The organism is Phyllobacterium sp. 1468 (genome assembly GCF_031455525.1).
GTDB lineage: Bacteria > Pseudomonadota > Alphaproteobacteria > Rhizobiales > Rhizobiaceae > Phyllobacterium.
The window spans coordinates 68,454-95,030 of the sequence record NZ_JAVDSX010000009.1 but is presented as its reverse complement, the minus strand read 5'-3'; the positions used below and the strand labels follow the sequence as shown (position 1 = coordinate 95,030).

Below are 26,577 nucleotides of genomic sequence, written 5' to 3'. Positions count from 1 at the left end.
TGTCAGATGCGTCCCCCTGCTCGTTGCTTGGAAAGGTCTAGTGCACCAGCCGCTTTGGGGTGCGCTGTCAATGCTTTAGACACTTTTTCCCCGCTGCCATTGCCTTAAAAGTTCCCTTCAGATCGACGACGAAGGTCCCCTTGGTTTCGGGAAACACGGTCATTTCATATTTCTTTGCCACGTCTCGCTTGAACTTCGGGTCGTCGGTCAGGATGTAACCGCCAGAAAGTCCGCCTTTGAGTTCGCCGCTCGTGCTGGTAGCCACACCCTTATAAAGATTGTGGTCGAGTGCGACGAAGATGTCCGTCGTGTTCCCGTTCTTAAGGCCGATATCCGCCTTTGTGAACACGCCGAGATACCCGACCTCCTGATTTGCGGTAACGCCCATTTGCACCGAACCCTGGCCAAAGTCGCGCACGATCAAACAATCTCCGCGCGTTTTATTTGTGTAGATGGTCCAGCCTTCGATGTCCTTCCCATACCGGACGAGCACATCGCTTGCCTTGGGGAGGGGATTTTGGCTTTGTGCGTTAGCTGCCATCGCAGACGAAATTGTTATTGATGTTGCCGCGATGAGTGTCAGGAAGTTTCGCATGAATGTTCCCCTTTGTGCTCATTGCACCTTGTTTGTTTGCTGCGACGGATCTATCCATGCGAACCCCTCGCCAGGAGGCTCCAGGGCAGTTTCTCTGTAACGGGCTTGGCCTTAAGGACACGTCTTGAGCCACTTCCTCAACGCCAGCGTGTCATAAATTGATGGCAACTCTTTCTACTGTCTGCTTGCGGACCAAAGGAGTCAATCGGCCGAAACGATTCACCTCTTTGAAGCCCTGTCTTCGAGGGCGTGATTGCCGCATCTTCGTCCTTGACGAAATGGGAATGCTGTCATTTTGTTCTGATGACTCGGACCGTCATTGCAGCTCTCGCAGAACTCCGTATTCAACCATGCCGCAATAGTCGGGAAAACATGTGTCGTTTAAGTCTCGACTTGCGCGACAGGGGAGCGGCGGCTTCCGACCCCAAAACGGAATCTCGCCCATCCCAAGATTGACAGGCTACAAACCTTCTGCGCACATTGGTCCTCGGTGGATACGACCTACTGCTTGCGCCCCATCGGGGTACGGTGAACGTATCGCTTATGGCTCCCTTTGCCCGAACGAACGGGTCAGCAACGCAAGCCCCTGACGGTTTTTGTTCGTTTATGCAAAGGATCATCTCATGCGCGATTTCCGCGATGCCAAAGCTATGGCGCAAACGCTACGTGAAGCGCTTCATGCCAAATCTGTCGCCTTTACTAACAGTGAGAGCCTGGAGCTCGTTGCTCGAATTCTTGGTTTTCGACACTGGAACGTATTGGCAGCAAGGATCCAGGCGACCCAGTTATCTGCTACCTCGGTGGGAGCTACGACGTATATTCCAGCCGAAGCTGGCATCCCCATCGTTCCTATGCGGGATCTGGTACTGTTTCCGCACATGATCTCGCGGATTTTCGTGGCGCGCGAAAAAACCCGCCAGGCCGTGGAACGCGCTATTGTCAGCGATCAGCGCGTTCTCGTTGTTGCCCAGAGAAATGGCGGCTACGATCATCCCGGCACTCTCGAAGACCTCCATGCGGTGGGGGTCATAGCAAACGTGATAGATCGCCAGACACAGGTGGACGGGACTCTCAAGGTTACCGTACGCGGGCTTCAGCGAACAGGCCTCGCCCGCCTGACCGATGATGGGGTCCTGGCAGCGGAGGTTACGCCGATTGACGACGAACGCGGCCAATCGACGGAGGCTGCCGCTCTTTCGAGTGCGGTTATCGATGCGTACCAGATCTACGCCGGGGTCGATTTTTCTGCACTTCCACCGGGATCCAAAGTCAGGTTCGGCCTACCTTCGATCGGAAATCCGAGCCTGTTAGCCGACACAGTCGCCCCGTTGCTATCGACCAGTATCGAACAGAAGCAGCAACTCTTGGAAACCAGTGACGTCGCGACTCGTCTCGAAAGGCTCATCGAGCTGATGAGCGCTGGCCGACCCAAAGCTGTTGAATAAATACCGACTTTTGCGAATCACCAGTTTTCTCTGAAAGGTTTGAGGATTCTCGTCGCGGAACTCGGTCGTAAAAGTTGGAGTTTCGCGGCGAATGTTTGCGACGAGCCGATGACCGGTTGGGCCAGAAGCAGCCGCTCAATAGCGCAGAATCGTTGTCAACAGCGGTTTCAACTTTTGCTGCTTTTGCCGCCCGTTGTTTCGATTGGAACTTGAAACGTCTGTTGATTTAAAAACGCAATCTATCGGCCTGTCACGCCGGAAGTCTAACCCACGGGCTTTCGTTGCTCGTTCTCGGCCGCATCAAGTCTCTTCAGAAGCTCGTCAAACTGGTCGCCCACATTTGTTGTTGGCGGTCGATATGCGTCAACGATGTGGTTCCTAAATCCGTCGTGCCTAGAGGCCTGCCGCAGCCCGTCGGCAGTGACTTTGCTCTCTTTCTCATCCCTGCGCTCGTTCATGGGTTTCGTCCCTCGGAACCCCAACCCGCTGTCACGACAAACGTTCCGCTTTTTGTCCGCCAAAAGACATAGCGTTGACGGTTTTATTTGCGAGCCTACAAATGGCGGGGTCGCTGGCGCGGCAACGGCAACCTAGGATGCGCTCCTAGCTCATGGAATCGGTCAGCACATTGCGCCACATTTCGTTCCACATTTTGCGCCACATGGCATTCGAAAAAATCGATAAAATCCAGCAAAAACAATAAACAGTCGGACCCTCGGTAGCCACCCGTCGGTACCATGGTTTCCCGCCTGAAATTGCGATCATTAACAGTAACGTACTTCAATTTACGTTTGCCGCGCCTTTACCTCGGGCTCTCGACTAAAGGAGCTTGCTATGAAGATGACACCCCGGTGCATGATCGCGATCACCGCTCTCGCCCTAGTACACGGAGCCGCTTTTGCACAACAGGTGAAGATGCCAACGACGCCTGCTGATATCGCCGGTGTTCCTTCGGGAACCATCATAACCAAAGAGTACGTTGAGGCCGTTGCGCGGCTTGCCTACCTTTGGGGTTGGCCGCTGGTAGACAATTTAAACCGTTCACTGGCCGTGGCGAAGCTCCCAGAACCAGGTCGTATCGAGGGTGTCATTCCGGCTGCGCCGTCGGGTTATGTGTCGATGCTGACGGACTACATCGACTCGGCCGAGCACTTCGTTACGTGCCCCAACCAGGACACGGTCTACGGCGCTGGCTACCAGCGTGTGAATACCCATCCGGTCATCGTCCAGGTGCCGGACTTCGGGGACCGATTCTATACCTACCAGTTGCTCGACGCGCGTACCAACACCTTTGCGCAGCTCGGCAAGCAGTACAACACTAAGCCCGGCTTCTATCTCGTCGTTGGCCCCGGCTGGAAAGGTGAGACACCAGCTGGCGTCAATGCAGTCATTCGATCTCCGACGGATTTGACAGCAATGTTCCCTCGGGTTTTCCAGGATGACACTCCGGAAGACAAAAAGGCGGTGCAACCGCTGATCAGCCAAATGATGGTTTATCCAGTCTCCGAGTACGATGGAAAAATGAAGTCGCGGGATTGGACCAAATTCAATACTTATCCATCACCTGCCGAGAGAAGTGCAGGCGAAACAAAATGGGTGATGCCGGACAAGTTCTTCGAGGAGCTTGCGATCATCCTCAAGGATGTGCCACCGCTTCCCGGCGAAGAAGCGCTCTATTCGACGTTCAACACTTTACTTGAAGCGTCCGGGCGTGATCCTGCGATCAAAAAGATGCTGGTGGACACTGCGGTCAAATCCGAGGACGAACTGATCAAGCCGCTCTTCGATTTCCGTAACAACGGGATTCCGCTCGGAAATGGCTGGTCGTCACCTTCGAACGGTGCGAGATGGGGATACGACTATCTATCACGCGCGGCGACCGCGCGGTCGAACATGTATGACAATGCTCCCGAGGAAACCCGCTACATCTATACTGACTTCGACGCCGACAAGAAGCGACTGACAGGAAAGAACGCTTACACGGTGACTTTTGCGAAGGGCGAGCTGCCACCCGTGGATGGATTTTGGTCGCTTACGCTCTACAACAAGGAACACCTCTTTGAGCCCAACAAACTCAATCGCTTCTCGCTGGGAACAAAGAACAAAGCCTTAAAGTACAATGCGGACGGGTCGCTAACTCTGTATTTCCAGCACGCCTCGCCTGGCCCGGAAAGGGAATCAAACTGGGTGCCAGCGCCTTCGGACGTATTTTCCCTCTATATCCGAACCTATTGGCCCAAGCAGGCGGTTCTTGATGGCACTTGGTTGCCACCAAAGGTCGAACGAGTAAAATAGTGGTGCTCACCGCCACTGAACCGTAAGAGGACGGCCCAACAGAGCCGCCCCTCATTTATGCTGATAGAGCATACGCTGCGCAATATTCTCGCAACGGTCCAACTGAGATCACCTGACCTTCTCGAGATCACTCGGTTTCCAGGTCTGGTCGAAGAACGGCTGCTTAGGGCCATAGAGGCGCAAAATGGCGAAGAAGCCTTCACCGGGATTGGTTTTCAGCCAGTTTCTTGCGCGCACCTTCGGCTCTTCCGGTCCGAAATAGATGTCGATCGAGCCGTCAGCGTTGGCTTCGGGTTTGTCCATCGCGTTGAGGGAGGGAAATGCCTGGCCGTTGGCAAGGCCTGCAGCGGTTTCGGGCCGATAGACTGTCACGGACCAGAAGATACCAGCGGGAATTTCCTTCGGCAGCTTGAGCTTGTAGGCTTTGCCGCCCGACAGCGGATCACCATCCGCATCGGTGAAGGCCACCGGGTATTTTGCGCCCATGCCAGCCATATTGACCGCCATTGCCGGGCTTGCGGAATAGGCTAGTGCAAAGAACCCGGTGCGCAGATCAAGATACTTGAACGAAGGACCGGTGAACTCTGTGTTCGCAGGGAACGGGTTCACCCATTGACGGTCCTTGTACCAGCGGGTGTTAGGCACGATCGGCTGCGGGTCATAGGCAATCGCCCGGCCAATGCGGAAAGCGGTTTTCCCGGCCTTCTCGAGGATGTCACGGGTATGAGCGTCGGGTGAGAAAGGCTACCCCTTGATAATGCCGATGCTGGCAAGCATGCCCCGCATATCCGCATCGGTTGGGTCAACATACTCGCTATCGATGAAGCGCGAGAGCATATCGAAGGCGCTCCCATCCGTCGGGTAAAGCATATTGGGTGCAGCCTTGGAGCCATCCGGGAATTCCATCGGCTTGGCGCTATCCTTCTTGCCGAGCGGATAGATTTTGGTCTTGGTGACAAGATCAACCGGACCGCTCAGGTCTTTCGGGTCCTTGAAGAAGGCACGCCAGAAGACGAAGACGTTATAGGTACGGGACTTGTAGACGATGTAGCCCTTCGGGATTTCACCTGCGTAGTCCGGAGGAATGACGAGATAGTTCGCGCCCTTTCCCATGTCCGGTCCAGGCAGCCCAACGTCGCCGCACCAGATATCCTTGGAATAGGGCTCCGGATACCAGGTTTTTTCTCCTGTCGGTTCGGGGTTGCAGATCGGCCGTTGGAAGAAATCGTCGAGGATGCCCTGCAGGCCTGGCGGCACTTCAAGCACTATCGGCCCATCCTTGCCGAGGTCGAGATAGCCCATGGCATAGATCACATCGGAGTTGGGCGTCGTCACCTGCGTGTTAGCGTTCAAGCGCTCCTTCCAGACGGGCAACACATTGTAGCCTTTGCCGAAGAGTTTTTCCGACCCTTCCTTCATCGCAAAGATGTTCAACGCGGGCTGTGCCCACAGGTAGCTCTGAACCGCGCGCTGAAAGAGCAACTCGTCCTTAAGCGTTGCGGTGTCTTGCTTCGAGAGATAACCCTCGGTCAGCGGTATTTTAGAAAGATCATCATAACGCGACAATTGGGCTTGCGACGTTGAGACGACGCTAAGCAGCATCGCGAGGGTAAGGCCTGCCATTTTGAGCTGCATACTGTTCCTCAATTTGAACGATGGGGATTGGTCGCTGAGAGCTCCAGCATGCAAAAGTTGCTGCATCGCACCGTTCGCATAGGGAGAAATGAGACTGGAAGTACGTTACAGTAAATAACCGTAAAGTCAGATCCGCGGTGGGCAGAACAGCTTGCACTGGCCGCGCCATTGTTCGCCATGGAGACTGGAGCTTACTCATCTCCGCAAGCACGCCATCGCCGTCGCTGCCAGTCGACTGTCAACCTGGCAGGATTGCTATTGCTTGTATCGAATTGAAGTTGCAGCGCGCATTCGGCCTATGCGGCTGTTATCAGGGTGCTGGATTTTAAGTAACGGTCGCAACGGCTCCGGCGAAATTAATGCCCTCCTGTCCTTCCACAGACATCGGCTGCAAGGAAAACGGTTTGCCTGTGTCGCCTATGAGAATGATTGCGCCGGGGTCAACCGAGGCATTGGCTCCACACCGTCATAGGTACCTGCGGGAACCTGAAATAATTAAAACTTTAGGGATCTGCCGAAAACATCCGTTTTTGTAACTGTTACGTACTTCACTCGCAGCGGATCTAAGAATAATTTGAAAGTAGCAGCCATACTCGTAAAGAAAATACTTAGTCGTGTTTGAACGGTCGGTATGTCACCCCCGCGATTACTCTGCGTACCCTCGAACATTCAATCAGCAATTGCGCACATCGTTGTTTCATACAGCTGGGGAAGCACATTTCGAGCCCCACACGCGGTGCTCGATCAACCATAAATACTAATGTCAAACGGAGGAGCTAAAAATGACCGGGAGGATCCTGAAGTTCGGTCTTGGCGCTTTGGTAGCCGGGACCATGTCATGCGGTGCGCTCGCACCCGCCGAGGCGCAGGACACGCAAAACAAGCCCAACATCCTGTTCATCATGGGCGATGACATCGGCTGGATGCAGCCGGGTATTTATCACCGCGGCCTGATGGTCGGGGAAACGCCCAACATCGATCGCATCGGTAATGAAGGTGCGATGTTTACGACCTATTATGCCGAGCAGAGCTGCACGGCGGGGCGCAACGCATTCTTGACGGGGATGCATCCGCTTCGTACTGGCATGATCCCACCGCAGCTGCCGGGCAGTCCCTCTTACCTCAAGCCCGGCACGCCGACTTTGTCGTGGTTTTTGCGCGATCTCGGCTACAACACCGGCGAGTTCGGGAAGAACCACTTAGGCGATCACACCGAGGCTCTGCCGACCGCTCACGGTTTTCACGAGTTTTGGGGATATCTTTATCACCTCGACGCCATGCAGGGGGTAAGCTTCCCCGACATCAACAAGACGCCGACGGAGCAGACGGTAGCGCCGCCCTGCAAGAACACGCCGATCCCCGGGCTCCAAGAAGACCCGGCTGCAGTTGATCCGGCCAAAACGACTTGCCTGACGCCGCCGCGTCCGATGCTGGCCTGCAAATCCTCCGACGGGACTGCCGCCAACCAAACCTGCAAGGATGAAGGCCCGCTGACCTTGGAACGCTCGAAGACGGTGGACGAGGAGATATCGAGCCACGTCATCGACTTCCTCGACCGCAATGACCCGAAGAAGACCAACAAGCCGTTCTTCGTCTGGTACAACCCGGCCCGCATGCACGTGACAACGGTGCTGCCGGATAAATATATGAACATGGTAGGCGAACCCGGCGGCAAGGACTGGGGCGTCAATGAAGCCGGCATGAAGCAGATGGACGACAATATCGGTTACGTGCTCAAGAAGTTGGAGGAGATGGGACAGCTCGACAACACCATCATCGCCTTCACCACCGACAATGGCGCGGAAACCATCACCTTTCCTGACGGCGGCACGACCCCGTTCAAAGGCGGTAAGCTGACCACGTGGGAAGGCGGCATGCGTGCGCCTTTGGTCGTACGCTGGCCCGGCCATATCGAGCCTGGAACGGTGAAGAACGACATCTTCGCCTCGCTCGACTGGCTACCTACGCTGGTGGACATAGCCGGTGGTCCGAAGGGTAATGAACTCAAGGCGGAAATCGAGAAGGGCGCCTATCCGGGGATCGTCAAAACCACACTTGATGGTGTCAACCAGCGTGACTATCTTGAAGGAAAATCGGAGAAATCCGCTCGCGATACGTTCTTCTATTATTCCGGCAAGGACCCCTCAGCCGTCCGCTATAAGAACTGGAAGATGTATTTCGCGATGGTGTCCGATTCACCCGAAGGCTTCCTCAACGGTGTGGTTCCCTACCACTGGACCCAAGTTGTCAATATCAAGCGCGATCCGTTCGAAACCTCGGTCGGACAGCAGATAAAGACTCTTATGGGCCAAGGCGGAACGCTTGCAGGACCCTTGACCGCCTACATCTACGACTGGAACCTCCTGCCTATCGGCCAGGTGCTGTGGTTGAAGGAACTTCAAAGCTACGTCGACTTCCCCCCCATGCAGGACCCTGCGAGCTACAATCTCGAGCAGGTCGTCCAGCAGGTGAAGCAAATGAGTGCCGAACGCCGGGCAGGCGAATAGCGAGCACTACAGCGGATGCCCTCGGGCGTCCGCTTCCTCAATCCCATTCGTGCATGGAGAACAGCACGTTCGGACACCGCAACGCAACGACGACCTTTTCTGTCCCAACACCGAATGTGAGGCCCGACGCGGGGTTTAATTGTCGGTGACAAGACGCGCCCCTGCGGGAGAATGTCATCCCCCTCTCTCCGATGAGTGCAACCCTATAGGAGCTCGAATGTTCTTGGGGTCTGCCTGCGAAAAATGACGGCGAGGTACCTGACCGTAATCGATGCCGAGCTTCGTGACCTTCTGGAACTCAGCGTCTGGATCTGGATTCAGCATCAAGACGTGCTTTGCGGAGGCGCTCCGTCTTCTCTTTCACTCGGCGGCGCTCTTCTTCCAAAGCTCTTTTGGCAATGTCGGTGGCGTTATCGAGCTTAACTTCAGACGAAGACCGCTTGAAATTTTGAGTTTCACCCAATGGGAGAGGCCTTCTTTTATTGGTTACTAGAGGCATTATTTGATCTCCGTTAGGTGAGCCCGGCGCCGCTATGTTCGGCACGCGCGACGCCAGGACCTCGGCTGCCCACCAGAGCAACTGGGTTATCAACATACAAACGATGACTTTGGTTCCCTAGGCCATGCGTCTCTGTTTTGCTCTTGTGCCACCGGAATGACTTGCCGGTAGGCGGTCGACGTTCGGGCTCATCCACGTAATTGCCGGCTTCCTTGGCTGTCTGGATGGCGCTCGGATCCGGAGAGAGCTTTCTTTCCAACGAGGATAGCAGGGCAGGTTTTGCAGCGGTCAGTATCTGGCAGAGCAATGCGATAGATGTGAGCTGTGGCGGCGACGCCCTTGTTCGGTTTCAGACCCGATAGTCTGCTCATTGATGACTGCCATCGAGGTGATCAGTTGGATATCGCGTTTGCCACTGTCAAAGAGGCGCATGACTTCCCGCGCCAGGCGTTGCGCGTGCGGATCGGTCGAAGGTGAACGTCCTAGCATTGCAGCTGCCCTTTCGTAGGCGTCGGACATCACGCGCCAGTCCTCTTGGCCATACACGTCTTCGGTAACGGATGTGAGTGGTTGAAAAGTCATGCTTGCACCCCATTATAGGCGGGAGCACGTTCCATCTCTCAAGCGCCAGTGGCCATGAATGCCTGACGACCTTTGAATAGTCCGCCAATAGACAGAGAGAGTCAATGACATCGCAACAATTTGAACCGTCATGAATGGTGAGGCAACCAGCGACCAGGGAAATGAGACCCTGCCGCGGTGCCGCGGCTTGCTCTTGTGCCATCGGAAGGACTTGCCCATTGGCGTTCCACGCTCCGGCTGGCGATGTTCAAAGATGCGTGAGCCTCGACCTATCGCATGCGATAGGATTTGGTAGCAACCATTTACCGACGGCAACCCTGGGTATCGCTGCCGAAAACGAGTTTGCTCCGCCTTGGCGACTCAACTAGCGTCCAAGTCTCAAAAACTGGAACGGCAATGAACGAGCCTCGGAAAAGATACAGACCGAAACGGGATAAGCGCGATAATGCGACTAGGCTCACCGATTACGTGTCCAGTTTAAGGACAAACAATCCGAAACTGACGCCTCGGGAGATCGCAAACCTGTTGGAAATTCTCCCTTTCACCCGCCAGAAGCAGTGCGTTGGTCGGTGATAGCAGTAACGAGATTATTGACCAGTACGGGAATGAACTAGGTACGCTCAAAACCAATACCACTCTCAGGCTAAAAGCAGGCGGCTCGTTCCCAGGTATCGAGGCGGCCAGCGCCAGGACGAGAATTGGAAGTGTGACCCAAAGAAGATCGTAAGCAGCCGCTGTCACAGAATTCCTCCCTTCATCAGCTCGATAAGGGAACAGCCATTAGATTGTTCCTTAGGTTGAAGGAGTTGGCAGTGGTATCCAACAAGAGAGACTCGGCACCCTAGAACCGAAGAGATCATTGAGGCCGAGTCTCCGCTGGTCAGAAGGACTAACCAGCAAAACGATAACTAGCCATTGCGCTGAACGTTCCATTTTTGCGGGAGCTGAGTTCCCGACCTGCCGTGTACGCACTACTTAGGCAGGTCGGGTTGCCGATAGAAATGAGGACCATCAGCCCTTTGAGCCTGCGCCTGTATGGTTAACAAAAGATGAGGCCCGATATCGTGGTAACCGTCCGACACCGAGCCCCTTGCTGAAGAGTGCCAAGCCCCCCTCAACCAGCTAACAACACTAGGCGAGCGGGAATGTTCCTCAGAAAATAAAAGCGTCAATTCCCAGCCTTCAATTCCTCCAGCTCAAAAACCTCGACATGGTCAGCGGCCTCACGCATCCCCTTGAATGATGCGTGGCGCAGTTTACCGTCATGGTCCAGGCGCCGCCGGCGCAGCCTATTGGCCCATCAACACCGCTACGACCGATTTAAAGGCATCAGTGCTGACCATCACTGAGCGAATGGTATCGCGGCAGGAAATGGACTGGCGACAGGCGAGGGGAGCCGAAGACAGGGCCCGTATTTAAGCGTCGGTCAAATCTCTGCAAGAGGATCAAGTGCCCCGGAAAGAGCATGAGCGCGTTTGGCTATCCTACGACCAGCAGATTTCAAACGAACGCGAATCCCGGATGGCATCGAACCAGAACATCCAACGACAGATCGACGAGATCAAACAGACGCAATCAGGATTCTTCGGTCAGCGTGATTTGCACGTGCAAGTTCTGGACAGGCTTGAGCGCATCGAGCGCGACCGGAGAGTTCCTCCGCCAGGATGAGCCTCTACTCTACCCAAGAAAATTATCGTGCCCCACCGTCCTTCGGGATGGTGGGGCCTTTTTTCATTACGCCCTGCGCCGTGGCTTGCCCCCTGCGCCACTTCTGAGTAGGTCTGTCCACTGCAACCGGATCCTGCTTGGCCATTTGGCCCTCAGACTATTCTTTAGACCGGAACGTTAATGGTCGTGGCACGTTAAAATCCGAATGGTCATTTCAACCCACCATTTGCGGAGAAATTTATGTTTAAGAAATTTGTGATCATCGGTGCGACTGCAATGCTCGCTCTGGCAGCGGCGGCACCGTCTTTTGCCCAGAGCGTTGAGATCGGACCGAACGGCGTAAGGATGCACCAGCAACAAGACCGGATAGTGCCGAGAGATGGAATGCGTCGGGACGTTGGTATAGGAGAGCGGGAGGCTATCCGTATCGCGCGCCATGAGGGGGTCCGTCAGATTGATGACGTTCGAAGGACTCGCTCAAACTTTGTAGTGCGTGGCACTGATCGAAGGGGCAATGATATTAGAGTCGCAGTGGATCGTCGGTCGGGTGACGTGATCTCAGTAGACTAATATTAGGCACGCTAGTTCCAAGAAAAAGCTCGTGGGGAAAAAATAATCCTGCGAGCTTTTTTCACGTTGTAGGTCTGTCCGGGTTGGCTCGTCATGATGCGCACTTCTTTGAAGGGTTTTTCGTCCATCAGCGCGAAACAAAAGAAGGGGTAAGGCACTGAATATAATTTGCAATCCGGCTCTCTCGTATCAGCCGACATAAGTGAGCTCACCCACCAAGCGACGAAAATCACGACACGAAATGTAAATAGAACAACGAAGGGGCAAGATGGAATAGTTCTACAATTTTCCGCACATGGATGCTGAATCTACGAGCTCTGAAGAAACTCATCGACGAGTTAGTCTTGCGACGCCGTTGGCGCCGAGAACGGCCAGTGTCCGGCCTCGCTTCAGAATGGCGGCGTTGTTCAGGACTATTTCTTTTCTTCCCGTCTTGCTGTCGGGCAGGAACATCAAGCGGCGTTCAAAATCGATCTGGTCCCATGATAGGCTAAGGATTTCGCCGCTTCGAGCGCCCGTGAGCAGAAGGAGTCGAATCGCCGCGACGGCAAAGGGATCGAGAAGAGTACGGCGCTCCTTTTTTGGGACGTGTTTCGAAGTTGGCTTCGTTTCATCAAACGCCCCAGGGATCCCAACGGTTTCGCTTTCGATCAATGCGGCTCCATACGTGCGATTTCGGCAGTGGTGAAATAGTATTCCATTGTGAATTCACTGGACATTGGTGACAGCGCTGATCATGGTCGCTACGGCGACCATCGCCTTTTTTCTGGCAGCGACCGAGTTGGGACGGGATAAGAAGCGGCGACGAGGTCGACAAGTCGGTGGAAGCCCACGGACGCTGCGTCGCGAATCGGGCTTGTCGCTTCGCGCCAGCTCACTTCCCAGGGCGGCAAGGGGCAGCCCGCTAGCCCCGATAACCGCCTTCATCCAGATATTGCTGTTCTTCAGGACGCATGGTGCGCCCCAAAATCGGATTGCGATGCGGAAAGCGTCCAAACCTTTGGACGATGTCGCAATGCCGCCGGGCATGTGAAAGGTTCGGTTGGCCAAGCCGCTTGCCGAGCTCTACGGATAGCAACTGGTCCGGCAGACTTTCCGAATGACCAAACGGCAGGTACAGGAACAGGCGCATTTCCGCTTCGATAGCTTCGTCGTAACCCGCCACTATCGCATCGCTGGCAATTTCTCGCGCCATTTGGTCCGTTTCGTACATGCGCGGGGTTCCGCGAAACGCATTGCGCGGGAACTGATCGAGGAGAATGACCAACGCCAGCGCCCCTGTCGGTGTCGAAAGCCAATCGGAAAGCTCGCCGCGGGCCGCCGCCTCGTGCAGATCGAGGAACCGCTCTCGAAACCGGCGGTCGAAATCGGCGTCTTTAGCGAACCAAAGTATTGGGCCTGCTGCACGCCAGAATTCGACAACGGCTTCACCCGATATAACCTTGGTCGGAGTTACTGGATCTGAAATCGCGTGATCTGCATGGTTGCGGGCCGTCCTTCCGCGATCCGCCTCTGCAAAGGGTAGACCTCCAGCCAGCCATGCGATTTCCAGGAAGGCTTCCAGACTGGCAGGCGTTTTCACATTCCAGGACATTTCAAGCTACCTATGTTGCTGGACCACAATTCGTGGTCACAACATTTCAGATGAATAATGATGAATCCAATGATATGATTTCAACGATATGATGAATGAAACTCATTTAGCCCGTACCGACCTTAACCTGCTCGTGCTTTTCGCGATCGTCTTCGACGAGCGCCATGTCGGCCGTGCTGCCGAGAAGCTCAATCTCTCGCCCTCGGCAGTCAGTCATGGTTTGAAGCGGCTGCGGCGGTTGTTGAACGATCCGCTGTTTCTCAGGACACCGAAGGGCGTGGTGCCTACAGTCCGTGCAATCGAGTTGCGGGAACCGGTGTCGGACGTACTTGCGCGCATTGGCGAGATTGTCTCGACAGCCGAAGCCTTTGATCCGTCCACATCACGACGGCGTTTTACGATTGGCGCACCAGATGGTGTTTCAGCGGTGTTACTGCCCCCGCTGCTCAATGAGCTTCAGTTGTCCGCACCGCACATCGATCTTGGCGTACGACAGCTTCTGCCGCCCAACAGGGCAAGAGGCCTTCAGACCGCCTGGGAGCCTGTGCTCGATGAGCTGGAGGCGGGAACCCTAGACGTAGCAATCGCGCCGCTTCAGTCGGTACCCGCCCGTTTCACAGGGGTGATGCTGTACGAAGAGAGTTTCGTCATTGTGACGAGGGCCGGTCATGGCTATCCCAAAGATCCCTCACTCGATCGGTACTGCGAAATGCAGCATATCGTTGTATCGCTTACAGGCGATGGTTACGGCATGTTTGACGATTATCTCACTGCGCTCGGCCGTTCGCGCAGGGTTGCTCTGACTGTACCCAACTTTATGCAGGCGATACTGACGCTGTCCGGGACGGATTTCGTGACTGCAGTGCCCCGACGTCTGGCGGAGACACATGCAGGGCGGCTCGACCTTGAGATTGCCGAGATTCCTTTAGCACGGCCGTGCGATCAGATTCTTGCCGTCGCGACCAAGGCGGCAATGATGGACAGGGGGGTCAACTGGCTCTTTGGCATGGTTGAGAAGACGGGGCGGCGTTGTTGACTGTAGGGTCTGGCCGGGCAGCTAGCCCGGTGTTTCGCGCCCGCCACTTTTCGGACGCCGGTTCATTGAGAACGATCCAGGCGTGGTGCTTGCGTGGTCCCAGCCTCTGACGTGACGATCGATATCGTCAACGGCATCTGTTTCGTCTTCGAGCACGCATACTTCCTCGGGCTTAAGGGATCGGCCGGGGACTATTCTAGATGGCTATTGTCTCGGAAATAATAGCGACAAAAAAGCACGGGCAAGCTGCATTTGTCGTGGCGTCTTGCATTTAGCTTCAAAGATTGCGGGTGTCGAAACCATGAGCCTTTGGCAAACGCTGCTGAATCTCGAAAACCTGCGCGTTGTGAGGGGCATGATCAGAATGTGGCGCCATGTTTGCTCGAGGAACAAGCCCCTGTTTGAACGGATTGTCTAATCTGTCAATCATCCCATCTCGACTGGAGCCGCCTCTGTTGCGCGGCGCATGAACCATGAGATCATGATGCGGGGCGGATTTGGCAATCAGCGACTGCGCAACCTCATGGCGCCTGAGGTGGAGGGTGGAATTACCGCCTACCAACCGGGTGGCGAACGCATGAGCATCTATGCTGCTGCTCTACGCTATGAGGCGGACGCTGTGCCACTGATCGTCATAGCCGGTCATGAGTACGGTACAGGCAGCGCCCGCGACTGGGCGGCGAAGGCAACACGGCTACTCGGAGTACGTGCCGTTATTGCCAATAGTTTCGAACGCATCCACCGCAGCAATCTGGTGGGAATAGGCGTGATGCCTTGCCAGTTTGCCCAGCCGGTCAACGTTTCCGATCTTGGCCTTGACGGATCGGAATGTTTCGACATTGTCGGTCTGGACGCGAACGCTCCGAATTGGCGCCGTCTTCCGAGATGCGCAAGCTCGCGTCCAATCAATGAACAGGAGAAGTGCAGATGGATCAGGCTACCTATGACAAAGGCCTTCGCATACGCCGGGAAACACTTGGCGATAGCTATGTGGACAAAGCATTAGCCCAGGCAGACGATTTCACGCAGGACCTGCAACAGCTGGTCACTACCTATTGCTGGGGTGAAGTTTGGGCGCGGGAGGGACTTGACCGCAAGACAAGGTCCACCATCAACCTCGCCATGATCAGCGCCCTCAATCGTCCGCATGAATTGGCTGCGCATGTTCGAGGTGCGATTAACAACGGCCTCACCAAGGACGAGATCAAGGAAATCCTCTTGCAGGTAGGCATCTATTGCGGCGTTCCAGCGATGGTTGACAGCTTTAGGATTGCACGCGAGGTGCTGAATGGTCTCGACACCGAATAGCGGAGGATCGTGCCTCTCTCTTGGCACATCCATTCAGTCCATCTTTGGTCCGTCGAACCGGCTTGATGCAGTTCCATCTTTCATCTGTCTGACACAATCGCACCTGACCGTTGCCCACCAGGCCCGCACCGATGGCTTGTTGAAAGGCTTGCTTCCTATACAAAATCGAACGTGGGAAGTGTTGGCTTGGACTTTGTGGTAGTCTGGTCCAAGGGAGACTGGCGCTACATGGGCGAGATGCGGAAGATAGCAGCAATCCTGGTTTCCGATGTGGTCGGCTACAGTCGGCTCGCCGGTGCCGACGAGGATCGCATCCTGGCAAGGTTGCGGGCCCTGCGCAGCGATTTGATCGATCCTACGATCGCCGTGCATCATGGCCGCGTGGTCAAACGAACCGGCGATGGAAGCCTCGTCGAATTCCGCAGCGTCGTGGACGCCGTACGCTGTGCGATCGAAGTGCAAAATGCTATGGTGGAGCGCAATGCAGGCCTGCCGCCCGACCGCCGCATTGAATTCCGCATCGGCATCCATCTGGGCGACGTTGTGGAGGAGAGCGACGGGGATCTAATGGGTGACAGCGTCAATATTGCCGCACGCCTTGAAGGCATTTGCGAGCCCGGGTGCATCTGTCTCTCCGAGCAGGCCTACTGGCAGGTCAAGTCCAGGCTCGATCTGGTCATCGACGACCGCGGTGCAATGCAGCTCAAGAACATCACCGACCCGGTGCGGGTTTATTCGCTCCAAGTTGGCATGCCAGCCCAGCCGAAATCCGCGGCATCAGCACAGGCCCACGCCTCAGGAGGACCTTCAGCCTCACCCCCAATTCCTGACAAACCCTCCATAGCCGTGCTTGCGTTCAACAACATGAGCGGCGACGCAAAGCAGGAATACTTCTCCGACGGTATAAGCGAAGACATTATCACGGACCTTTCGAAGCTGTCTGAATGGCACGTGATCGCCCGCAACTCATCCTTCGTATATAATAAGGCGTCGGTTTCCGTTCCGGACATGGCCAAGGCCCTCTGTGTCCGCTACCTGCTTGAAGGCAGCGTACGCAAAGCGGACAACAGGGTTCGGGTTACAGCGCAATTGATCGATTCAACGAGTGGCGGACATGTCTGGGCCAGCCGCTTCGATCGTGGCCTCACCGATATTTTTGCGGTTCAGGATGAACTCACTCAGGAAATCGTGTCTGCCCTCAAGCTCAGGCTCACGGCTAGCGAGCGAGTTCAGCCGGCCCGTGAGCGCGCGGTAGCCATTGAGGCGTACGAATTCCTGTTGCGCAGCCGCGAGCAGAGCTTGGCTTGCACCAGACCTGGAAACATTGCGGCGCGCAACTTGGCATGGGCGGCAATCGCTGTCGATTCGGCATATGCGGCGGCCCACGCCCTCATCGCCTTCACGCATGTGCTTGATTACACTAACGCCTGGAGCACCGAGCCGGAGAACTCACTGCGGACCGGATTGGAGCTCGCACATCGGGCGGTCGAAATGGACGAGCAACAACCCAATGGTCACTTCGCCCTGGGCATGGCTTGCATGTGGAGCCGGGATCTTGACCGTGCTCGGGCAGAGGTGCAACGGGGACTTGCGCTTTCCCCCAACTCAATCGACCTCCTCATGCTATTGGCCCATATCCAGATATTTTCTGGCGATCCAGCAGCTGCGCTCGATACGCTTGCTGTTTCGATGCAGTTGGACCCGCACTACCCGGAAGTCCTGCTGCAATTTCTCGCCGATGCGCACTTTTCCCTCGGCGACTATGAGAAAGCTGTTGGCGCGCTCAGGAGCGGCTCGCACGCAACCCTCAGTCGGACATCGCCCATGCCCTGCTCGCTTCTTGCTATGGCCACCTTGGACGACCTGAGAGCCTCAAGGCCTGGGAACAGGCCATTCAGCTCAATCCTACATTTCCCGTTGAACGCCGCCGCCGCGTCCTTCCGTTTCAGAACCCGGATGACTTTGAGCGCCGCATAGAAGGCCTTCGCAAGGTGGGACTGACAGTTTGACGCCCTCCACAGCCGATGCGTTAATGAGAAGGGCGAATATAGGCTAGATGCCCAAACCGTGCGCTGCACGACAATTCCGCAGCAGGCGTTCGACCTTGGGTCATCTGCAGATATCAGTTCCAAATCAAACAATTAACGCCGGAATGGCAATTTAAACGCAAAGAAGGAGGACAACATGACGACGGTATTTGTGAGGCATACGGTCTCTGATTATAAGAGTTGGCGAGCAATTTATGATGCTTTTTCGTCGGTACAGGAGGCAAACGGTGTCACGGCTGAGGCAGTCTACCAAGCCACCGATAACCCAAACGACGTCACTGTGACACACGAATTCGCGACGTTGGAAGCAGCTCAGGCCTTCACCAAGCTTGAAGACCTGACAAAGGCCATGCAAAGCGGGGGAGTGGTCGGCACACCGGCAGTCTGGTTTACCCAAAAGGTTTGACGGAGGGCGCAAGTCTTCGCACGGGGACACGTCCCGTGGCTTGCATTGGCATGCCAGCTATGGAATTCCGAGCAGAGTTGCCGGCACCGTATTCTGACAGAATAGCAGGCAAGCGAACCAGCAAGTGCGAGCAGAGCATTGCCGCAAATTGGATTTCGCCAGAACATTCATGCGCGATCGCGCTTATGCGCCAGTGTCGCTTTTCTCTAAAGGCATTCATCCTCAATTTTTGTGATTCAGCGGCAGCATTCTCGCCCTCATCAGTTCTAGGCCGGCGTGACCCTACATTCCTTGCTTCGGCATCTTGAGACGGAGACCATTGGCAGCAAAGAAGGAGAGCGTCATCGCACTGGTGTTTGTCACACCAATGCCGACCCGCTTATGCGCAAGTTCAAGCGCGCCTGCGCGAGGCTTTGTCGAATTTCAAGAGTTCATAGCATCCGTGTCGTGCGCGCCTTTGCTTCCCAGACCGCAGATCAGGGCCGTTGGGCAAGATATATGATTACGGACAAATTTTCGCCGATTCCAGCGCCAAATTCAACAGAGGGTGGCGGGCAATGCAAGGTCATTATCCAGAACTTCGCACGCAGGCGCCGCAGGTCGCGCCGGCCCAGAAATGATGAGGGCAAGGATGCTGCCGCTGAACCACAGAAATTGAGGATGAACCGAACTAAAGGCAAAGCGACGCCTGCCCGCATTGTGCAATTTTTCTGCGCTAATGCCAGGATGGGTAGCTGCCGGATCGCATATGCGCCCTGCGATGTTGCTCGAGTAAGAGTTCCCCCATGTCTGCCGCCGAGACCGCTTTGCCGAAAAGATATCCTTGACCGAACTGGCAACCGAGCTCGCTCAGTTGGCGCACCTGTTCGAGAGTTTCGATACCCTCTGCAATCACGCGCATGCCCAACCGGTTGGCCATGTCCATGATAGCTGCGACAATGACTGAACTTGCTTTTTCATTGGCCAATGCCGCCACGAAGGACCGATCGATTTTTATGACATCGACCGGGAAGCTTATCAGATGGGTAAGGGAGGCGTATCCCGTGCCGAAATCATCAAGTGCAACAAGCAGTCCTTTATCGCGCAGCCGCTTTACCGCTTTAGCCACGAACTGGTCGCTGCCGCCCATAAATACAGACTCGGTTACCTCCAGTACAATGTGCTTGAGCGGAACATTTTGCTTGGCGAAGCATGCTTCGATCTTCGCCTGGAGATTTCCGTATTGAAAGTCCCCCGTCGTCACGTTAATGCCGACGTGCTCCACGGGGATTCCGAGATCCAACCATTCGCGAATGTCCGACGCAACCTGGTTCAGCATTTTCTCAGTAATACGCGAGGCTATCTTGGTATCTGAGAACGCAGCAGCAAAATCGCCCGCAGGGGACAGACCGCCTTGTAGACCAGTCATGCGGACCAAAGCTTCCAGGCCCACAATTTCTGATGACGCCAGCTGCGCGATTGGTTGGTAATATGCCGCTATGCGGCCCTCAGCCAACGCAGCGTCCACGTTGCGGATTACGCGGATACGGTCGACAATCGACGTGCGAAGCTCGGAACGAAATTGAACGTAGCCCCCCCTGTCTGTCTCCTTGGCGTGGTAAAGGGCAAAATCAGCATTCTGCCGCAACGTATTTGCTTCAACGCCATCGGATCCAAACAGGGCCCCACCGATGGTGACGCTGGGAAAAAGTGTATCCAATCCAGCAGTTGCGGGACCGCTGGTTCTGTGGAGAACGTCTTGAGCGGCGGCAGCCAGACCCTCTGCAGTTGTGACACCATCAATGATGACTGCAAATTCGTCCCCGCCCAGCCGGAACGCTGTTTCCCCCGGACGGTCCTTGCCAATCATGTTGGCCACACTTTTGATCAGGAAGTCGCCTACCAGGTGTCCCATGGTATCATTGACAGATTTCAAGTGATCGATATCTACCAGAAGAAGCCCGAAATTGGCTTGGTCATGAACCCGCCCGCAAAGCATCTCATCAAAGCGGCTTCGATTGGAGAGCCCGGTCAGCGCGTCAAAGTATGCGAGCTTGTAATCGCGCGCCTGCACCTCTTTATGCTCAATGGCAATTGCGCAAAGATGAACACAGGTCTGAACGATTCGCCTCTCCAGTTCATCAGGCGTTCGGACTGTTTTGTAATAGAAAGCAAATGTGCCCACCACGCGTCCATTGCGCGACGTTACGGGAGTGGACCAGCAGGCTCGAAGTCCAAGTGGCAGGGCCAAAGCCTTGAAATCAGCCCAGAGCGGATCGGAATCTATGTCAGAAACGATCACGGCTTCGCCTCGGTAGGCTGCCGTTCCGCATGACCCCACGGAGGGGCCGGCTTGGATGCCGTCGAGCGCCTCACAATAGGCGTCAGGCAGGCTTGGCCCAGCCAGGGGGTGAAGCTTTTGGTCCGGGTCAACTGTAAGCACTGAGCATACGATGGTTGGAACTAGATTCTCGATCCTACGACACAGCAAATCGGCAATGTCGCGCAGTGGATCACCAGAGGCCACAGCTTCCAGAATTTCATTCTGAATATGGAGCAGGAGGTCACTGACGCCAGGCTTCATACAGTTTTCCACATTAAAGGGATTTTCGCACGGGTCGTGCAATACTACCTCTTATCCGTAAAGATAACATGAGCAGACGATTGTTGTTCACTTAACTTCAGTCGTCCATCAAGTGTGGTCTGCAATGGAGAAGCGCGCGGACAAGAACTGTTCCAAAGGCATTGTCACCTATTAGCGTTAAATGGGCATGTATCTAGTGACGACTCGTGATATGTCAAGTTCAAGCATGGGTCAGTACCCTGACGTCCCGATTAGCCACGAATTCCGAAGCGATCATGGTTCGATCGCAACAACATCGGGCATCTGCGTGCGGAGCGGCTCCCGCGTTCGGGTGCTACTTTAACGACGGTACGTATCGAATTCGTCGAAATCGCCAGGTGCCGGTTTCGTCCTCAAGAAGGTTCCCCAGTTTGACCGTTGGTCAGCCCGAAGTCACGGAGATCAGGCCGTCCGGCTGCGGCGTTCGGTTTTATCGTGGATTCGCATGGACTTCGTTCGATCAACGTCGTCACCTCGGAAACTGGCGTCGTCGGCCTCGGCGCCTTCTATTTCCTCGTATCGTCAGTATGGCTAAGCGCCAGCCACATGTGGCGGAAGATTGCCTTACTTGGCGAGAGGACGCGTTCTCCAGTTTGCTCACTCAATGAACTCACGGGGATAATATGCCCGACGTCCTTCTGGCCCGGCGCGGCCGACATTCAAAGCTAAACACCTTTGCTGCTGATCAACGATTGTAGATTTTTTGGCACGCACGGGACTCAACAGAAAAGCCGCTTACCTTGAAAGTTCTCACGCAACACGCTGGCCACTCCAGTCAGACAGGTAAACCATCAAATCGCCAAATAACGCAATAGTGCGTGTCACCCGGCGTTGACAGACGTCCTAAACGAAAATACGTTTCGGAATATGGACCGACGTTCCATATAGAAGAACCAACGAGCTGAGTTGGAACGGAGCGATGGAAGAGGAATATGACAGTCCCCTGTGGTTCTTACTGCGTGACGCAGGCGAGAAATTGCGATCGGCTCATCACGAGCGTCATTCGCGTCAACCGGCAATTGAAATGATATGGAGGTCATCATGACAGCTGCTTCGCGTTTCCTTCTGATCCTGGTCGCAATGGCATCGGCCGTCGGTGCATCCCGGGCGGAAGACCTCACAAGGATCGATGTTGCGCTTGGGGATGTCTCTTTGAACAAAGTCGCATTCCTTGTCGCGGCTGACAACGAAATCTACGCCAAATATGATCTGAATATCCATCAGTTCATCACCGAAAATGTCGCCTCTCGCATCAGCCGCAGCGGCATCAATGCGCCTCAGAGTTTCATTGGCACGGATGAAGAGGACGAGCGTGCGCCAATCTCGATTGGCGGCGGCAGTCCGCTGATAGTTTCTATGACCACGGACGCCCGTTCGACCGACAGGGTCATCATCGCCACCACTGACAGCACGGCGCGCTTCCATATCATCGCGTCAAAGGCGTTGAGCTCGGTTGATGATCTGAAGGGCAAGAGGCTCGGTTATTCGAGTTACGGTTCGGTCAGTCATCTGATGGCCTTGGCATTCTTGCGGCAAAAGGGTTGGAGCGCAGATGACGACATCTCGCTGATGGGTGAGGGCATGGCCTATTCGGCTCTCAAGGAGGGCAAGGTTGACGCGTTTATCGGTAGCGAAATCTACTATACGATGGCCGACAAGAACGGTGCCAGGGATCTCGTCAATCTGACCGATTATAAAATCCCGCTGGCCGGTTCCGGGATCAATGTCGAGCGCAAGTGGCTCGCCGCCAATCGTGACAGCGTTATGCGCTTCGTAAAGGCGACGGTCGAAGCCTACGCCCCGATGAAGTCGGATGAGAACGTCGTCCGGGCGGCGCTCGCAAAATGGTACGGAATTTACGATACCAAGCAGGAGGACGACATGTATGCGCAGGTCGTCGCCTCACCGAAAAAGCCCTATCCAGCGGTTGACGGCATCAAGCTCGTGAAGAACCTCTTCAACCACCGCGAAATGCGGCGCTACGAGGCTGAGCATTTCTACGATGCCAGCTTCGTTACCGAGTTGGACAAGGGCGGCTTTATCGACGCGCTTTACAACAAGTGACGTCGGCGGTCTCGACGTCATCAACGCTTCGTTTGCTTGAATCCCAATTGCCCAGATCTGAAGGATGGGAGTTGGTGTTAGGCGATTTTTTGGAGGAGACGCATGCTTTTCATCAATAAAATGCTGAAGTTCGCCTTGGTGCTTGCCGCTGGCTTGACCGCTTGTAGCCTTGCCGAGGCACAAAGCCATCCGGAATATATCCAGTTTTCCCCGAGCGCCACAAAGGGGGCGCTCTACAAGCCGGATTCCGGCAAGACGTCGCCAGTAGCATTCCTTGCCATCCACCGTACATCAAATTTCATGAGCATGATCGCAACCAAGGAACTTTCGCAGCGCGGTTTCATGGTACTTGGCATGAACCCGCGTTCTGACAATAACGAGGCTGCGGTCAATTTCGAAGAAATTGCCCTTGATATCAGGCAGGGCGTGGCGTTTTTGAAACAGCAGCCGGGGATCAAGGCGGTGATTCTGATCGGCCATTCGGGTGGGGGGCCGAGCACAACCTACTATCAGGCCGTCGCAGAAAAAGGACCATCCTACTGCAATGGACCGGACAAGCTCTCCAAATGCAGCAATGACGATGTCGCCGCTCTGCCGAAGGCTGACGGCATGGTGCTTCTCGATGCGCATCCCGGTAACACCATAAATACCCTGCGTAGCCTCAATCCGGCTGTGACCAACGAAGGCAAACCTGACGATCTTGATCCCGCCCTCGATCCCTTCAGCCCGCAGAATGGCTTCAACGCGAAAGGTGATTCACACTATTCGGCAGAATTCATCGATCGCTACTCCAAGGCGCAGTCGGCGCGTATGAACCGGCTTATTGACAGGGCCCAGCAAATGCAAGCCGATCTCAAATCCGGAAAGGATCAGCGCGGCGACGATGCGCCTTTCATCGCCTTCCGCGACAGGGCAAGACTTTCTGATATTTCCACGGATGTCTGGTGCTGCACGGAGCGACCGGAGAAATTGCTGAAGAACGACGGCTCCATATCGACGGAGGTGGTCCGTTCCGTTCGTGTGTCGACACCGAAAAACGCCAAGGTAGATACGAGCCTGAACGGCGGCGCATTGTTCCTGACGGTGAAATCGTTCCTCAGTGCGAATGCCATCCGATCCAAGGACGCGCTAAACGACATCGATATCTGCTCCAGCAACAATTCGACACTGTGCGCCGTCCAATCGATCAGCGTGCCGATGCTGGTTATGGCGATGGGCGGGCATTATTTCATCAAGGACGGCGAGACGATCTTCGATCTGTCGGCCAGCAAAGACAAGGATTTCGTCGTCGTCGAAGGCGCGGTTCACGGGATGACGCCATGCAAACCTTGCTCGGAGCAAACCGGTGTTTCCTACGATAATGCAACGCGCAATCTTTACGATTACGTTGCCAACTGGGCGAACAAGCGTTTTCCAGCATTGTAGTGGTCCAACGGTTTCGTACCGAAGCCGACTTGATCGCGCGCCGAGCATGACATTATCGCTGCTCTGCCTGTATCAACCTTGGAGAGCGGTGACGGTCACCAAGGTCGACAGTCCGGCAGCAACTGGCCCTGGTCAGGGTCTGAGAGAATGAAATGGCCCATATACGGAGAAGCAAACGTCGCGCATTTTGCGGGTGTTCTTCGAGCCTACCGTAATCCACGATGCTGCGCCCGAGATGATCGCTACGTCTTGGCGACGAGATCATAGTCAATAACCTCCAAGCCGATTTGTTCAAATGGGCGGTAGTGGGCCTTGTAATCCGGTTTCCATCCTTGTAAGCCGCCGTGGGAACGATCATGAGTTTCGTGCCCGCAAATCTGTTCGCAAGGATCGAGCGGATTTTTGGAAAACCTGAGGTGATCCCTGAGGCGAGCAATAGTTCCTGCGATCTCATAAACCTTTGACGAATCGCCGGGCCAAAGATGTCAACATCGGCACTATTGCCGTGAGCGCTTCGGTGGGTGCCTTGTAATGGCGGTCGGACAGTCGTCTTCCTGTTCGCATGTGCGAAACAGCGCTTCTTTCGAAGCAAAAAAGTATCAGTCCAACTCCAGCGACGAGATCACAGGGTTTGGCATTTTCTGCGCATTGTCACTGTCAGCATCTTATAATCTAGCCTTGGAGGCCACATGTAGTCCGAACTTTTGATGTGGTTAACACAAGTTTTTCCTTCAGACTCAGAACAATGGAGCGTGTGTCATGCAGCCTTTAGTAGATTTGGCATCGCCGGATGACAGCGGCGCCTGGCCGGTGAAAAGGAGAAAAGTTCTCGACTGGCTGATGATGGATACCCAGGACGAACGTTTCATCGACAACATCTTTGTAGGGATGTGCGAGAGGCTACTAGATTCCGGCGTTCCCCTTGGCCGGGCAACGCTGCACTTTGCTATCCAGCATCCCCAATGGTTCGGGGCCCGGATCTTGTGGCGTAAAGGGATCACGGAGGCGAAAATCGACACATTTGAACACGGTGTTGAAGAGACTGCCGAATATCTTGAAAGTCCGGTATATGAGATCAGACGCGGGGCAAGCGGCTTGCGGCAACGTATCGATGACGGTACCCAGGCCGCATCGCGCTATCCACTCTGGCGGCAGCTGGGTAACGAGGGCCTTACGGACTATGTTGCGTGGCCGCTGATCCATACTCAGGACAAGCGGCACGTAGTCAGCTTCGTCAGTGACAAGCCGCAAGGATTCAGCCAGGATCACTTGGCCTTGTTTGCTGACGTCCTGCCTGCGCTGGCTCTCGTCAGTGAGATCAGACTCAAGAACCGTTTGGCGCGCACGTTGTTAGAAACCTATGTTGGACCACACGCGAGCGAACAGATACTCGCCGGCGCTACCAGCCGTGGCAGCGGATCGACCGTGGGAGCAGCGATTTTGATCTGCGATCTACGCAATTTCACTGCCATATCGGACGCCTGGCCACGCGACGACGTCATCGAGCTTCTAAATGGCTATTTTGACGCGATGTCTGAGCCGATTGAGAAGCATGGCGGGGAAATCCTCAAATTCATGGGCGACGGACTTCTGGCGATTTTCCCGCTCACCAATTCCACAGCATGCGCCGATCTTCTCAAGGCGATCAACGAAGCGCAGACAGCGGTCACCGCATTGAATAAAGAGCATTCTGCAGCGGGGCGCGAACCGCTAGCATACGGCATCGGTGTTCACGTAGGAGATGTGATGTACGGCAATATCGGCTCGCGATCGCGGCTTGACTTCACTGTCATTGGGCCAGCTGTTAACATTGCGTCACGCCTCGAGAGTCTTACCAAGCAGATAGGACATTCGGTTCTGCTCTCAGAGGCTTTCGTGAAGTTGGCTGGGATTAAAACCCAAGTGAAGAGCTTGGGGTCCTATACACTTAAAGGCCTTGAAAGACCAATCGGTGTATTTGGAATTCCCTCTGACCAAAAAGAAAATGTTGAAGCTTAGGAGGCGACGAAGTCGAATCAACAGCAGCTTGCCAGCTGTGGCGCGGCCTTCCATGTCGCTATGCGCCCCGAGCCGCTTCAGCAAACCCATAGACGCCGCCGATCTTCAACTTCAGCGAAACGTTGCTGACCAAGTTGAAAAGCTCTTGCCTATGCGCGCAACAGCTGCGGGTGGACGTGGTCGAAAAAAGGTCGCGTAGCCGATCTTATACTTCTTGGGCAGGCTCATGGTGTCCGGTGGATCGGGCCCACCGAGCAACCGCCTGTATCAGCAGAACGTGCCGGAGCGACGGAGAGAATC

The 26,577-nt window shown here is 55.1% G+C and carries 19 protein-coding genes and 2 pseudogenes; 11 read left to right on the top strand and 10 right to left on the bottom strand.

The genetic code is table 11. The features are described 5' to 3' along the window. Nucleotides 1-67 precede the first annotated feature (67 nt). A complete protein-coding gene (locus tag J2X72_RS20830; protein WP_210003810.1) occupies nt 68-595 on the bottom strand; it encodes a hypothetical protein in 528 nt (175 codons plus the stop codon). A gap of 623 nt (nt 596-1,218) precedes the next feature. On the opposite strand from J2X72_RS20830, the gene J2X72_RS20825 reads away from it, so the two are divergent. Next, a complete protein-coding gene (locus J2X72_RS20825) occupies nt 1,219-2,040 on the top strand; it encodes an LON peptidase substrate-binding domain-containing protein (protein ID WP_310075100.1) in 822 nt (273 codons plus the stop codon). Between the two features lie 263 nt (nt 2,041-2,303). Here the strand turns inward: J2X72_RS20825 and J2X72_RS20820 are convergent, their stop codons facing one another. Next, complete coding sequence (locus J2X72_RS20820; protein WP_210003809.1) at nt 2,304-2,498, bottom strand: hypothetical protein; 195 nt, start codon at nt 2,496-2,498, stop codon at nt 2,304-2,306. Nucleotides 2,499-2,874: 376 nt separating this feature from the next. Here J2X72_RS20820 and J2X72_RS20815 point away from each other — a divergent pair, with 376 nt between their 5' ends. Beyond that, nucleotides 2,875-4,335: a DUF1254 domain-containing protein gene (locus tag J2X72_RS20815; protein ID WP_210003808.1), complete on the top strand. Its 1,461-nt coding sequence runs from the start codon at nt 2,875-2,877 to the stop codon at nt 4,333-4,335. A 108-nt stretch (nt 4,336-4,443) separates the two neighbouring features. On the opposite strand, the gene J2X72_RS20810 is transcribed toward J2X72_RS20815, so the two are convergent. From J2X72_RS20810 to J2X72_RS25095, 3 genes and pseudogenes are all read right to left on the bottom strand, one after another. Next, nucleotides 4,444-4,980, bottom strand: coding sequence for a DUF1214 domain-containing protein (locus J2X72_RS20810; RefSeq protein WP_310075097.1), 537 nt, complete (start codon nt 4,978-4,980; stop codon nt 4,444-4,446). A gap of 99 nt (nt 4,981-5,079) precedes the next feature. After that, the gene (locus J2X72_RS20805; protein ID WP_310075096.1) at nt 5,080-5,970 is read right to left on the bottom strand and encodes a DUF1254 domain-containing protein; all 891 of its coding nucleotides are present in this window, start codon (nt 5,968-5,970) and stop codon (nt 5,080-5,082) included. 325 nt (nt 5,971-6,295) lie between these two features. Then, a pseudogene (locus J2X72_RS25095) lies at nt 6,296-6,415 on the bottom strand (DUF992 domain-containing protein); the annotation flags it as partial. Between the two features lie 388 nt (nt 6,416-6,803). On the opposite strand from J2X72_RS25095, the gene J2X72_RS20800 reads away from it, so the two are divergent. After that, nucleotides 6,804-8,477, top strand: a complete 1,674-nt coding sequence (locus tag J2X72_RS20800) for an arylsulfatase (protein WP_310075235.1) — start codon at nt 6,804-6,806, stop codon at nt 8,475-8,477. Nucleotides 8,478-9,264: 787 nt separating this feature from the next. Here the strand turns inward: J2X72_RS20800 and J2X72_RS20795 are convergent. The 3 genes from J2X72_RS20795 to J2X72_RS20785 form a co-directional block, all read right to left on the bottom strand. After that, on the bottom strand, nt 9,265-9,558 hold the full coding sequence (locus J2X72_RS20795; protein ID WP_210003806.1) for a hypothetical protein: 294 nt from the start codon (nt 9,556-9,558) through the stop codon (nt 9,265-9,267). 2,565 nt (nt 9,559-12,123) lie between these two features. After that, the gene (locus J2X72_RS20790; protein ID WP_310075092.1) at nt 12,124-12,450 is read right to left on the bottom strand and encodes a tyrosine-type recombinase/integrase; all 327 of its coding nucleotides are present in this window, start codon (nt 12,448-12,450) and stop codon (nt 12,124-12,126) included. A 250-nt stretch (nt 12,451-12,700) separates the two neighbouring features. Continuing rightward, complete coding sequence (locus tag J2X72_RS20785) at nt 12,701-13,390, bottom strand: DUF924 family protein (RefSeq protein ID WP_210003804.1); 690 nt, start codon at nt 13,388-13,390, stop codon at nt 12,701-12,703. Between the two features lie 88 nt (nt 13,391-13,478). Between J2X72_RS20785 and J2X72_RS20780 the strand changes: the two genes are divergently transcribed. Then, complete coding sequence (locus tag J2X72_RS20780; protein WP_310075090.1) at nt 13,479-14,426, top strand: LysR substrate-binding domain-containing protein; 948 nt, start codon at nt 13,479-13,481, stop codon at nt 14,424-14,426. Nucleotides 14,427-14,447: 21 nt separating this feature from the next. Here J2X72_RS20780 and J2X72_RS20775 read toward each other — a convergent pair whose 3' ends face one another. Continuing rightward, nucleotides 14,448-14,582: a hypothetical protein gene (locus J2X72_RS20775; protein ID WP_310075088.1), complete on the bottom strand. Its 135-nt coding sequence runs from the start codon at nt 14,580-14,582 to the stop codon at nt 14,448-14,450. 277 nt (nt 14,583-14,859) lie between these two features. On the opposite strand from J2X72_RS20775, the gene J2X72_RS20770 reads away from it, so the two are divergent. The 4 genes and pseudogenes from J2X72_RS20770 (at nt 14,860) to J2X72_RS20755 (ending at nt 18,188) form a co-directional block, all read left to right on the top strand. Next, nucleotides 14,860-15,432 carry a hypothetical protein gene (locus J2X72_RS20770; protein WP_310075233.1) on the top strand — a complete coding sequence of 191 codons (573 nt, stop codon included), beginning with the start codon at nt 14,860-14,862 and terminating at the stop codon, nt 15,430-15,432. After that, nucleotides 15,354-15,734 (top strand): carboxymuconolactone decarboxylase family protein, encoded by a 381-nt coding sequence (locus tag J2X72_RS20765; RefSeq protein WP_210003801.1) that lies wholly within the window; start codon nt 15,354-15,356, stop codon nt 15,732-15,734. Before J2X72_RS20770 ends, J2X72_RS20765 begins: the two co-directional genes overlap by 79 nt. A 228-nt stretch (nt 15,735-15,962) precedes the next feature. Then, nucleotides 15,963-17,743 (top strand): annotated as a pseudogene (locus J2X72_RS20760) (tetratricopeptide repeat protein). 175 nt (nt 17,744-17,918) lie between these two features. Then, on the top strand, nt 17,919-18,188 hold the full coding sequence (locus J2X72_RS20755; RefSeq protein WP_310075086.1) for a cyclase: 270 nt from the start codon (nt 17,919-17,921) through the stop codon (nt 18,186-18,188). A 715-nt stretch (nt 18,189-18,903) separates the two neighbouring features. On the opposite strand, the gene J2X72_RS20750 is transcribed toward J2X72_RS20755, so the two are convergent. Then, on the bottom strand, nt 18,904-20,751 hold the full coding sequence (locus J2X72_RS20750) for an EAL domain-containing protein (protein ID WP_310075084.1): 1,848 nt from the start codon (nt 20,749-20,751) through the stop codon (nt 18,904-18,906). 1,080 nt (nt 20,752-21,831) lie between these two features. Between J2X72_RS20750 and J2X72_RS20745 the strand changes: the two genes are divergently transcribed. The 3 genes from J2X72_RS20745 to J2X72_RS20735 all read left to right on the top strand — a co-directional run bounded on the left by J2X72_RS20745 (nt 21,832) and on the right by J2X72_RS20735 (nt 26,277). After that, nucleotides 21,832-22,854: an ABC transporter substrate-binding protein gene (locus tag J2X72_RS20745; protein ID WP_310075082.1), complete on the top strand. Its 1,023-nt coding sequence runs from the start codon at nt 21,832-21,834 to the stop codon at nt 22,852-22,854. A gap of 102 nt (nt 22,855-22,956) precedes the next feature. Next, on the top strand, nt 22,957-24,279 hold the full coding sequence (locus tag J2X72_RS20740) for a hypothetical protein (RefSeq protein ID WP_310075080.1): 1,323 nt from the start codon (nt 22,957-22,959) through the stop codon (nt 24,277-24,279). Between the two features lie 759 nt (nt 24,280-25,038). Beyond that, nucleotides 25,039-26,277: an adenylate/guanylate cyclase domain-containing protein gene (locus J2X72_RS20735; RefSeq protein WP_210003796.1), complete on the top strand. Its 1,239-nt coding sequence runs from the start codon at nt 25,039-25,041 to the stop codon at nt 26,275-26,277. Nucleotides 26,278-26,577 lie beyond the last annotated feature (300 nt).

Bases quoted from the DNA above. Each gene is read 5' to 3' on its own strand.
- J2X72_RS20820 (WP_210003809.1), bottom strand. From the start codon at position 2,498: ATGAACGAGCGCAGGGATGAGAAAGAGAGCAAAGTCACTGCCGACGGG.
- J2X72_RS20765 (WP_210003801.1), top strand. From the start codon at position 15,354: ATGGATCAGGCTACCTATGACAAAGGCCTTCGCATACGCCGGGAAACA.
- J2X72_RS20785 (WP_210003804.1), bottom strand. From the start codon at position 13,390: ATGTCCTGGAATGTGAAAACGCCTGCCAGTCTGGAAGCCTTCCTGGAA.
- J2X72_RS20805 (WP_310075096.1), bottom strand. From the start codon at position 5,970: ATGCAGCTCAAAATGGCAGGCCTTACCCTCGCGATGCTGCTTAGCGTC.
- J2X72_RS20815 (WP_210003808.1), top strand. From the start codon at position 2,875: ATGAAGATGACACCCCGGTGCATGATCGCGATCACCGCTCTCGCCCTA.
- J2X72_RS20745 (WP_310075082.1), top strand. From the start codon at position 21,832: ATGACAGCTGCTTCGCGTTTCCTTCTGATCCTGGTCGCAATGGCATCG.
- J2X72_RS20740 (WP_310075080.1), top strand. From the start codon at position 22,957: ATGCTTTTCATCAATAAAATGCTGAAGTTCGCCTTGGTGCTTGCCGCT.
- J2X72_RS20830 (WP_210003810.1), bottom strand. From the start codon at position 595: ATGCGAAACTTCCTGACACTCATCGCGGCAACATCAATAACAATTTCG.
- J2X72_RS20795 (WP_210003806.1), bottom strand. From the start codon at position 9,558: ATGACTTTTCAACCACTCACATCCGTTACCGAAGACGTGTATGGCCAA.
- J2X72_RS20825 (WP_310075100.1), top strand. From the start codon at position 1,219: ATGCGCGATTTCCGCGATGCCAAAGCTATGGCGCAAACGCTACGTGAA.
- J2X72_RS20800 (WP_310075235.1), top strand. From the start codon at position 6,804: ATGTCATGCGGTGCGCTCGCACCCGCCGAGGCGCAGGACACGCAAAAC.
- J2X72_RS20735 (WP_210003796.1), top strand. From the start codon at position 25,039: ATGCAGCCTTTAGTAGATTTGGCATCGCCGGATGACAGCGGCGCCTGG.
- J2X72_RS20750 (WP_310075084.1), bottom strand. From the start codon at position 20,751: ATGAAGCCTGGCGTCAGTGACCTCCTGCTCCATATTCAGAATGAAATT.
- J2X72_RS20780 (WP_310075090.1), top strand. From the start codon at position 13,479: ATGATGAATGAAACTCATTTAGCCCGTACCGACCTTAACCTGCTCGTG.
- J2X72_RS20755 (WP_310075086.1), top strand. From the start codon at position 17,919: ATGACGACGGTATTTGTGAGGCATACGGTCTCTGATTATAAGAGTTGG.